Below are 8,795 nucleotides of genomic sequence, written 5' to 3'. Positions count from 1 at the left end.
CCCCAGGCCTGCTCGGCGAGCGTGCCGAGCATGGCGTCGTTGTCGACGGCGACCGGGACGCCCAGCCGCGCCGAGGCCCGGGCGGCGGCGTCGACCCCGACCCAGCCCGGCAGGATGCCCGGCTCGCCGACGGCGCCGCTGCGGACGTCGATCGGGGCGGGCAGGCCGATGCCGACCCCGCACAGCCCGGACGGCCGGACGTCGGCGGCGTCCAGCGCCTCGGCCAGCAGCGCGGCGGCGGTGTCCAGCCCGTCGTCGACGCGGTGGCCCTCGGGCAGGTCGGCGACACGCTCGGCGACCAGGGGCGGCAGCGGCCCGGCGGATCCGTCCGGTGCGGCCCGGGGCACGGTGTCGGCCGCGCGCGCGAGCCCGACGCGGACGTGGCGGTGCCCGAAGTCCACCCCCGCGACGTAGCCGGCCGGCGGCACGAGCCGGACCGCGCGGACCCGTCGGCCGCCGCGCACGGTCGTCGTCGCGCTGAGGCTGCCCGTGCCGACGAGGTGCCGCACGATGTTCGACACCGTGGCGGGGGCGAGGCCGGTGGCCGCGGCGATGCCCGACTGGGTCGGCTCCCCCGCCTCGAGCACGGCGTCGAGCACCCGGCGACGGTTCGCCTCGCGCAGTCCCGCGGGTGATCCGGGCCCCGCCGCGTTCATCCGATGAACGTAGCCTGCTGGTGTGGCCCATGTCACCATGCGGTCGGCGCAACCTCGTTCGCGTAGCGCATCCGCCCCCGCGAGCGGGACCCGACGGTCCACCGCTAGCGTCCGATCGGTGGACGATCGGCTCTCCGAGCTCCGCCAGGACGTCGTCGAGGCGCTGGAGGCGAGCCGCACCGCGGCCCAGGTCTACGACGACGACGGCCGGCTGCAGTGGGTCTCCGAGCAGATGCTCGAGCTGGCGGGGGCGGACGCGGAGACCGAGGTCGGCTACGGCCTGCACATCGCCGAGGGCCTCGAGCTGCCGCTGTGGGCGGCGATGCTCACCGAACCGACCCGACGGGCGGTGCGCGAGGACCTCGAGCGGCGGTTCGCCGCGCCCGACCTCGCGTCGCTCTGGGTCTCACCGGTGGAGCTCAACCTGGCCGGCCGGCGCCGCCCCGTCGGGATGCTCGGCGTGACGGTGCGGGCCTCCGACGGGACCGTCGCGGGCACCGCGCTGGTCTTCGCCCCGCTGCTGCCGGCGCGCGTGCTCGCGCTGGTCAGCGAGGGCGACGAGGCGATGTTCACGCGCATGGCCGACCTCACCGAGCCGCGCCGACGGCCGGCCGCGGTCGTGTTCGCCGACATCGACTCCTCCGGGCCGCTCTCCCGCGCGCTGCCCACTCCGGCCTACTTCGAGCTGATCCGCCGGTTCACCACGACGTTCGACGACCTCGTCGCCCGGCACGCCGGCATCGTCGGCAAGCACGCGGGGGACGGCGCGAGCGCCTTCTTCCTCGCCGCCCGGGCCGAGGAGGACCGGCACTCGGGCGACTCCGACGCCGCGGCCGCCGCCCTCGCCGTCGCGCTGGCCTTCCCGGCGGCCGTGCGGACGATCGTCGAGGAGCTCGCCGCGGAGGGCATCGGCGTGCGGGTCGCCGACTGCCGGGTCAACCTCGGCGTCCACTGGGGCGCCGACCTCTACATCGGTCAGATCGTCACCGGCGGACGCCTGGAGGTCACGGCGCTGGGCGACGAGGTCACCGAGTGCGCCCGGATCGAGCACGTCGCGACGGGCGGCCAGACGCTGGTGTCGAAGACGGTGGTGGAGCGCCTCGAGACCGAGGACGCCCGTGCCCTCGGCATCGATCCGATGACCCTGACCTACCGGCCCCTCGCCGACCTCGCGGACTCCGACCGCAAGGCCCTGCGCGACGCGGGCTCGCTCGCCGTCGTGGATCTCGCGCGCGTGGGTGACGCGGCCGCGGGCGACGGCGCGGGAGACTCGGCCCCGTGAGCGACCCGCCCGTGAGCGACCCGTCGGCCTTCGCCGACCCCGCCGCGTGGAGCGACTTCGCGGTCGCCACCGCCGGCGCCGCCGCCGCGCTCGCCGGCCTCCTGTTCGTGGCCCTCTCCATCAACATCTCCGCCGTGGTGGGCTCACCGCACACCACCGCGCGGGCCGCGTCCGCGCTCGTCCTGCTCGCCACGCCGGTCTTCCTGGCCCTCGCCGTCCTGGTGCCCTGGGGCGCGACGGTGCTCGGCGTCGTGCTCGTGGTCCTGGCGGTGGGGGTCGGCGCGGGCCTCGCCGTGATGCTCCCCCGGCCGATCCCCGAGGTCCCCCTCGCGGCCTGGCTGCTCGCGACGGTGCTGCCGCCGCTCGTCCTCGTCGCGGGCACCCTGCTCGCCGGGGTCGGGCTGCTCGTCGGCGGGCTCGGCGGGCTGGTCTGGCTCGCGCCGGCGATCGGGTTCGCGCTCGGCGGTGGGCTGGTGGGGGCCTGGGTGCTGCTCGTGGAGATCCTGCGCTGACGCCGGCTCACCAGCCGTGGCGGTCGAGCCAGTGCTCGCGGACCGAGAGGCTCGCCTGGTTGCCCAGCGACCCGGCGCCGAGCGTGTCGTAGGCGTGGTTGGCGAACGGCACCCGGACCAGCGTCACGTCGACGCCCGCCGCCCGCGCCGCCTCGGCGAACGCCGTGACGCCCTCCGGGGGCACGAGCTCGTCGCGGGTCGGGCCGAGGACGAGCGTGGCCGGCGCCTGCGGGGTGATCGCGGGGACGCCGGAGAGCGCCCGGTAGCGGTCGGGCACCCGCTGCGGACTGCCCCCGGTGTAGTAGTCCAGCAGGTAGTGGTCGGACACCGTCGGGTGGCCGGGGTCGGTCCCGTGGGCGTACGCGTCGACGAGGTCGACCGCCGGGTACTGCACCACCACCCCGCGCGGCACCGGGACCACCCCGCCGCACGACGACGCCTGGGTGCCCGACGCCGCGTGATAGGCGACCGACACCGCGAGCTGCCCGCCCGCGGAGTCCCCGGCCAGCACGATCCGGCCCGGGTCCCCGCCCAGCCCGGGGGCGAGCGCGGCGATCTTGGTGAGCGCGCACGCGACCTGGGGCCCGGCGACGTCCCACGTCGGGCGGGTGGGGGTCGCGAGGGTGTAGGCGACGCTGATCACGAGGCGGCCCTGGTCGGCGAAGGCCCGCAGGTCCGCGGTGTTGCCGAGCTCCGAGCCGCCGACCCACCCGCCGCCGTGGACGTAGACCAGTACGGGCGCGGGACCCGTGGCCCCGCGGGGGTTCCACACGGCGGCGTGCAGCGCGACGCCGTCGGGGCCCGTCGCGTAGACCGGGTCGCCGTCGGGCGGGGCGAGGCCTCCGGTGGGGGCGACGGCGGTCAGCGGGTTCACCGAGCCGCCCGCGGACACCGTGGAGGCGACGACGATCGCGACGACGACCGCGAGCGCTGCCGTGGCGATCCCCGCCCCGACGGCGACGACGGTGCCCGTGCGCCCCAGCCGCCGGCGCAGCAGGACCGCGAGCACCACGGCGACCAGGCCCACGACGACGAGCGTGGGGCCGTAGCCAGGGACGGCGAGCGTGGCGTACCCGGGCAGCCCGCCGAGGACGGGCAGGAGGCCGCCGAGCCCGGGGACGAGGGCGCCGAGCGCGACGAGCAGGACCGCCAGGCCGGCCAGCCCGGCGACGGCGAGCAGCACGCCGGCCGCCGCACCCGACACCGTCCCCCGCCGCGGGCGGGCGGTCGTGGTCATGCGCGGAGCGTACGGGCGCGCGGCGACCGGATCGTCCGGGGAGCTCCCCCGGTCGGGGCACCCGGACCGGCTAGTCCGGGGGTCGGCGGGGGCGGGCGATCTCGATCTCGACCAGGTAGCGGTCGGCCCGGACCAGCGCGTCCACCCGCTCGACGACGGTGCCGCGCTCGTCGCGCGAGGTGCGCAGGAAGTGCCACCCGGTCCGGCCGGGTGGGAGGTCGAGCAGGACGGCGTCCTCGCCCGCCACGAGCACCGGCTCGACGGTCTGTACGCCGTCCACCACCCGACGTCCGTAGCGCGACTCCAGCAGCGCGTACCAGGAGGCGTCGCCGTCGAGGTCGGCGCCGGACAGGCCGGGCACCAGGCGCGTGGGCACGTGCAGCAGCTCGCGGGCCATCGGCTCGCCGTCGGCCAGCCGGAGGCGGGCGACCCGCCGGACCGGGTCCCCGACCGGCACCTCGAGGTGGGCCGCGAGGTCGTCGTCGGCGGCGACCTCGTCGCACCACAGCAGGCGGGAGGACGGGCGCAGCCCGCGCCGCGCCATGTCGTCGTGGAACGAGAGCGCGTCGAGCGGCTGGGCGCGGGCGGTGCGCCGCACGTAGGTCCCCGCGCCGTGCCGCCGCTCGACCACCCGCCTGCTCGTGAGCTCCGCCAGCGCCAGCCGCACGGTGGAGCGCGAGACCCCGCACCGAGCCGCGAGGTCCCGTTCCCCGGGCAGCAGCGCGCCGGGGCCCAGCTCGCGGCAGAGCCGCTCCACCGTGGCCTCGACGTGTGCGGTGCGGGACTCCGGCACGGACCGGTCCTACACGAGCCGCGCGCCGACCCGGACCGAAAGCGGTTGCGGGTGACCCGGACGTCGCAGCGGGGGTGTCACGGGACGACGACGAGCTTCCCGCCGGCGTGGCCGTCCTCCATGAGCCGGTGCGCCTCGGCGATCTCGTCGAGGCGGAACGTCCGGCCCCGCGGGACCGTGGCGCGGCCGGCGGCGACGTCGTCGCAGAACCGCTGGAGCACGTCGGCGGGCAGGTCCGAGGCGTCCCCGCCGTAGCCCGCGAGCCGGACCCCGCGGGGGAGGTAGGCGATCGGGTAGAAGTCCGGGATCGTCCAGACGTTCGAGAGCATCCCCGAGACGCAGGCGACGCCGTGGACGCGGACGGCGGCGAGGGTGTCGGGCAACGTCGGGGTGCCGACGAGCTCGAGCGCGCGGTCGACGCCCTCGGGCAGGATCGCGCGGACCCGCGGCGCCACCGCCCCGTCGTCGAGCACCACGTGGTCCACGCCGACGCCGGTGAGCAGGTCGGACCGGGCGAGATCGCGGGTGGTCGAGAGCACCCTCATGCCGCGCTGCTTGGCCAGGACCGCGGTGGCGAGCCCGATCGACGAGGTCCCGCCGCGGATCAGCAGCGTCTCCCCCGGCTGTGCGTCGAGCCCGACGGTCAGCGACCCGTACGCGGTCTGCAGCATCTCGGGGATCGCGCCGAGCACGGCGTCGTCGAGGTCGGTGCGGACCTCGGTGACCTGCGCGACCGGGACGTTCGTGTACTCGGCGTAGCCGCCGTCGAAGACCCGGCCCATCCCGCCCATCATCGCGACCACGCGGGCGCCCTCGGCGAACTCCCCGCCCGGGCAGGCCGCCACGTAGCCCGTCGCCTCGATGCCGAGGACCCGCGGGAAGGTGACGCCCTCGGCCAGGCCGAGCCGGGTGTGCAGCTCGGAGCGGTTGAGCCCGGAGGCGGTGACCCGGATCAGGACGTGGCCGGTGCGCGGCTCGGGCACGGGCAGCTCGCGGACCTGCAGGGCCTCGGGCGGGCCGGGCGCGTCCAGGACGACGGCCCGCATGACGGCGGGGATGCTCATGCCCCCTCGAACGTCCTTCCGTGGAAGATGATTCCCCGGAAGTCGTCTAGCCGAGGTCGGGCCAGATCCGCTGGAGCATGTGCCAGTCCTGGGGGTGCTCGGCGATCTCGGCCTCGAAGGCGTCGGCCACCGCCTGGGTCGCCGCGGGCACGCCGTCGCGACCGTCGACCGGGACCGGCGGGTGGATGCGGAACCCCCAGCCCTCCTCGCCGTCGTCACCGGGGCTCCCCGAGCCGGTGAACCAGCAGCCCAGCGGCAGCAGCGCCGCGCCGGTGGCGGCCGCCAACGACGCCGGCCCCGGCGGCATGGCGGCGCGGTGGCCGAAGAAGTCCACCCCGACGCCGTGGCGCGAGAGGTCGCGGTCGGCGACCAGGCAGACGATCCGCCCGGCCCGCAGCGCGCGGAGCAGCCCGCGCACGGGCGCCTCGCCGCCGGTCATCGGCAGGATCTCGAAGCCGAGGGACTCGCGGTAGTCGACGAACCGCTGGAACAGCGCCTCGGGCCGCAGCCGCTCGGCCACCGTCGCGAAGCCGCCGTAGCGCTGGACCGCCCAGGCCCCGACGACGTCCCAGTTGCCGGAGTGCGTCAGCGCGACGACCGCGCCGCGGCCGCGCGCGAGGGCCGCGTCGAGGTGCTCGCGGCCGTGCACGGCGGGGTCGACCCGGTCGGCCAGCTCCTTGTGGTCCATCGCGGGCAGCCGGAACGCCTCGCGCCAGTAGCGCGCGTAGGAACGGGCGCCGGCGCGGGTGAGCTCGTCGAGCTGCGGGTCGGTGAGGTCCGGCCGGACCCGCGCGTAGTTCGCCCGCATCCGCGCGACGCCGGGCCCGCGGCGGCGGGCGGCCAGGTCGGCCCCGGCGTCGAAGGCGACCCGCGCGACCGGGGCCGGCAGCTCGCGGACCACCCGCCAGCCCGCCGCGTAACCGAGGTCGGCGGCGCGCCCGGCGAGGTCGGCCGCGGTGTCGCGGGTGGACCGGCCGGATCGATCGGCTCGCGTCACCGCTCGACGTCCCTGCTCTCGTGGGCGGGCCGGGCCGGCAGTTCGGCGGGGCCGGCCGCGTCGTCGGTGCGGCCGGTGGCCGCGCCGTACTGCTCCCGGGCGCTGCGCCACACCGCGACGACGCGCTGCACGACCGTGATCACCGACCCGAGCGCCAGCAGCGACAGCAGCACCTCCAGCGCGTACGGCACGCCGAGGCCGGTCAGCCCGATGGCGGTGAGGCCGAGGATGAGCCGCTCGGGGCGTTCGACGAGCCCGCCGCCGCCCTCGAGGCCCGCACCCTCGGCCCGCGCCTTGACGTAGGAGATGAGCTGGCCGGCGAGCAGGCAGGTCAGCGCGAGCCCGGTGACGAACCAGCGTCCCGTCGAGGCGGCCCACCACGTGACGCCCGCGAAGACGGCGCCGTCGGCGAGGCGGTCGCACACCGAGTCGAGCACGCCGCCGAACGGGCTCTTCACCCCCCGGGCCCGAGCCATCGAGCCGTCGAGCATGTCCAGCATCGCGAAGAACCAGACGGCCAGCGCGGCCGCGAAGAGGTGGCCCGTCGGGATCAGCCACAGCGCCGAGGCGGTGGCCCCGACCGTCCCGAGGACCGTGACGGCGTCGGGGTGGACGCCCCGGCGGACCAACCAGGCGCTCGTCGGCTCGACGACCCCGGACATGACCGCACGGCCCCAACGGTTGATCATGCCCCGGCCACGTTCTCCGGCGCTGTGCCCGCCCCGGTCGTTCCGCCCGCCTGGACCTGCCAGACCTCCGCGAGCCGGGCCCGGGTCTCCGCGAGCAGGGCCGGGATGACCTTGGTCTGGCCGATGACGGTGATGAAGTTGGCGTCACCGCCCCAGCGCGGGACCACGTGCTGGTGCAGGTGGTCGGCCAGCGAGCCGCCGGCGACGTGCCCGAGGTTGATGCCGACGTTGAAGCCGTGCGGCGAGGACATCGTCCGCAGGGCCCGGATCGCCTGCTGGGTGAGGCGCATGAGCTCGGAGGACTCCTCGTCGGTGAGCTCGTCGAGCAGCGCCACGTGGCGGTACGGCACGACCATGAGGTGGCCCGGGTTGTACGGGTGCAGGTTGAGCACGGCGTACACGAGGTCGCCGCGGGCGACGACGAGCCCGTCCTCGTCGGAGCGCTGCGGGATGGCGCACAACGGGCACCCGCCGTCGACCTCCCCGGTCCCCGACTCCCCCGCGATGTAGGCCATCCGGTGCGGCGCCCACAGCCGGCGGAACCCGTCGGGGGTGCCGGCCCCGGGGAGCTCGTCGGCGCCGGGCGGGTGGCCGACCGGAACCCCCGACTCCGGCCGGCCCGGCTGTGCGGGCAGCCCGGCGGACGTGGTCCCGTCGCGTCCCACCCCGTCGTCGGTCATCGCGCGTCCATCGTGCTCGTCGGGTCAGGCACGCGTCACGAGCGGGCCGAAGGTCGCCTCGTCGGGCGAGGCGTTCTCGCGGCGCGCGACCCACCCGGTCAGCGCCGCCACCGCCTCGTCGACCGGGACGCCGTTGAGCTGCGAGCCGTCGCGGAAGCGGAACGACACCGCACCCTGCCACCGTGTCCCGTCGCTGCGCTCGCCCGAGGCCGCCTCGTCCTTGCCGCCCGCGAGCAGCAGGAACGGCACCTTCTGGAGGGTGTGCGTGCGGATCTTCTTCTGCATCCGGTCGTCCGCGTGGTCGGCCTCGACGCGCAGACCCTGCGCCCGCAGCGTCGCGACGATGCCGTCGACGTAGTCCGCCTGGTCGGCCGAGACCGGGATCGCGACGGCCTGCACCGGCGCGAGCCAGGCCGGGAACGCGCCCGCGTAGTGCTCGGTGAGCACACCGAAGAAGCGCTCGATGCTCCCGAAGAGCGCCCGGTGGATCATCACCGGCCGCTGGCGGGACCCGTCGCTCGCGGTGTACTCGAGCTCGAAGCGGTCGGGCAGCATGAGGTCGACCTGGATCGTCGACATCTGCCAGTAGCGGCCGATCGCGTCCTTGGCCTGCACACTGATCTTCGGCGCGTAGAAGGCGGCGCCGCCCGGGTCGTCGACGAGGTCGAGCCCGAAGCTCGAGGCGGCCTCGCGCAGTGCGTCGGTGGCCTCCTCCCACTCCTCGTCGGTGCCGATCGACTTCTCCGGGTTGCGGGTGGAGAGCTCGAGGTAGAAGTCGTCGAGGCCGTAGTCGCGCAGCAGGTCGAGCACGAAGGTCAGCAGCGAGGTGATCTCGCCGGCCATCTGCTCGCGGGTGCAGTAGATGTGCGCGTCGTCCTGGGTGAA

The 8,795-nt window shown here is 76.1% G+C and carries 10 protein-coding genes; 2 read left to right on the top strand and 8 right to left on the bottom strand.

Features of this window, described 5'->3' with window-relative positions; genetic code table 11:
• Window positions 1-656 (bottom strand): ROK family transcriptional regulator (locus AC0CYZ_RS10125; RefSeq protein WP_472214834.1); only part of this gene is annotated, 656 nt, incomplete at its 3' end.
• A gap of 118 nt (window positions 657-774) precedes the next feature.
• Here AC0CYZ_RS10125 and AC0CYZ_RS10120 point away from each other — a divergent pair.
• Window positions 775-1,938, top strand: coding sequence for an adenylate/guanylate cyclase domain-containing protein (locus AC0CYZ_RS10120; RefSeq protein WP_472214832.1), 1,164 nt, complete (start codon window positions 775-777; stop codon window positions 1,936-1,938).
• The gene (locus tag AC0CYZ_RS10115; protein WP_472214830.1) at window positions 1,935-2,450 is read left to right on the top strand and encodes a hypothetical protein; all 516 of its coding nucleotides are present in this window, start codon (window positions 1,935-1,937) and stop codon (window positions 2,448-2,450) included. The genes AC0CYZ_RS10120 and AC0CYZ_RS10115 overlap by 4 nt, the downstream gene beginning before the upstream one ends.
• A gap of 7 nt (window positions 2,451-2,457) precedes the next feature.
• Here the strand turns inward: AC0CYZ_RS10115 and AC0CYZ_RS10110 are convergent, their stop codons facing one another.
• The 7 genes from AC0CYZ_RS10110 to AC0CYZ_RS10080 form a co-directional block, all read right to left on the bottom strand.
• Window positions 2,458-3,687 carry an alpha/beta hydrolase fold domain-containing protein gene (locus AC0CYZ_RS10110; protein ID WP_472214827.1) on the bottom strand — a complete coding sequence of 410 codons (1,230 nt, stop codon included), beginning with the start codon at window positions 3,685-3,687 and terminating at the stop codon, window positions 2,458-2,460.
• A 70-nt stretch (window positions 3,688-3,757) separates the two neighbouring features.
• The gene (locus AC0CYZ_RS10105) at window positions 3,758-4,480 is read right to left on the bottom strand and encodes a GntR family transcriptional regulator (protein WP_472214825.1); all 723 of its coding nucleotides are present in this window, start codon (window positions 4,478-4,480) and stop codon (window positions 3,758-3,760) included.
• A 77-nt stretch (window positions 4,481-4,557) separates the two neighbouring features.
• Window positions 4,558-5,544 (bottom strand): zinc-binding alcohol dehydrogenase family protein, encoded by a 987-nt coding sequence (locus tag AC0CYZ_RS10100; RefSeq protein ID WP_472214823.1) that lies wholly within the window; start codon window positions 5,542-5,544, stop codon window positions 4,558-4,560.
• A 46-nt stretch (window positions 5,545-5,590) separates the two neighbouring features.
• Window positions 5,591-6,541 carry a phosphatidylinositol mannoside acyltransferase gene (locus tag AC0CYZ_RS10095; protein WP_472214821.1) on the bottom strand — a complete coding sequence of 317 codons (951 nt, stop codon included), beginning with the start codon at window positions 6,539-6,541 and terminating at the stop codon, window positions 5,591-5,593.
• Window positions 6,538-7,230, bottom strand: a complete 693-nt coding sequence (gene pgsA / locus AC0CYZ_RS10090; protein WP_472214819.1) for a phosphatidylinositol phosphate synthase — start codon at window positions 7,228-7,230, stop codon at window positions 6,538-6,540. Before pgsA ends, AC0CYZ_RS10095 begins: the two co-directional genes overlap by 4 nt.
• Window positions 7,227-7,910 (bottom strand): HIT family protein, encoded by a 684-nt coding sequence (locus AC0CYZ_RS10085; RefSeq protein ID WP_472214817.1) that lies wholly within the window; start codon window positions 7,908-7,910, stop codon window positions 7,227-7,229. Before AC0CYZ_RS10085 ends, pgsA begins: the two co-directional genes overlap by 4 nt.
• A 24-nt stretch (window positions 7,911-7,934) precedes the next feature.
• Window positions 7,935-8,795: aminoacyl--tRNA ligase-related protein (locus tag AC0CYZ_RS10080; protein ID WP_472214815.1), on the bottom strand; the 861-nt coding region annotated here is incomplete at its 5' end.

The sequence above is a fragment of the Actinomycetospora sp. genome, from assembly GCF_055612215.1.
The sequence above is the reverse complement of the archived record's forward strand: the minus strand, read 5'-3'. Positions and strand labels throughout refer to the sequence as shown.

Bases quoted from the DNA above. Each gene is read 5' to 3' on its own strand.
- AC0CYZ_RS10085 (WP_472214817.1), bottom strand. From the start codon at position 7,910: ATGACCGACGACGGGGTGGGACGCGACGGGACCACGTCCGCCGGGCTG.
- pgsA (WP_472214819.1), bottom strand. From the start codon at position 7,230: ATGATCAACCGTTGGGGCCGTGCGGTCATGTCCGGGGTCGTCGAGCCG.
- AC0CYZ_RS10110 (WP_472214827.1), bottom strand. From the start codon at position 3,687: ATGACCACGACCGCCCGCCCGCGGCGGGGGACGGTGTCGGGTGCGGCG.
- AC0CYZ_RS10100 (WP_472214823.1), bottom strand. From the start codon at position 5,544: ATGAGCATCCCCGCCGTCATGCGGGCCGTCGTCCTGGACGCGCCCGGC.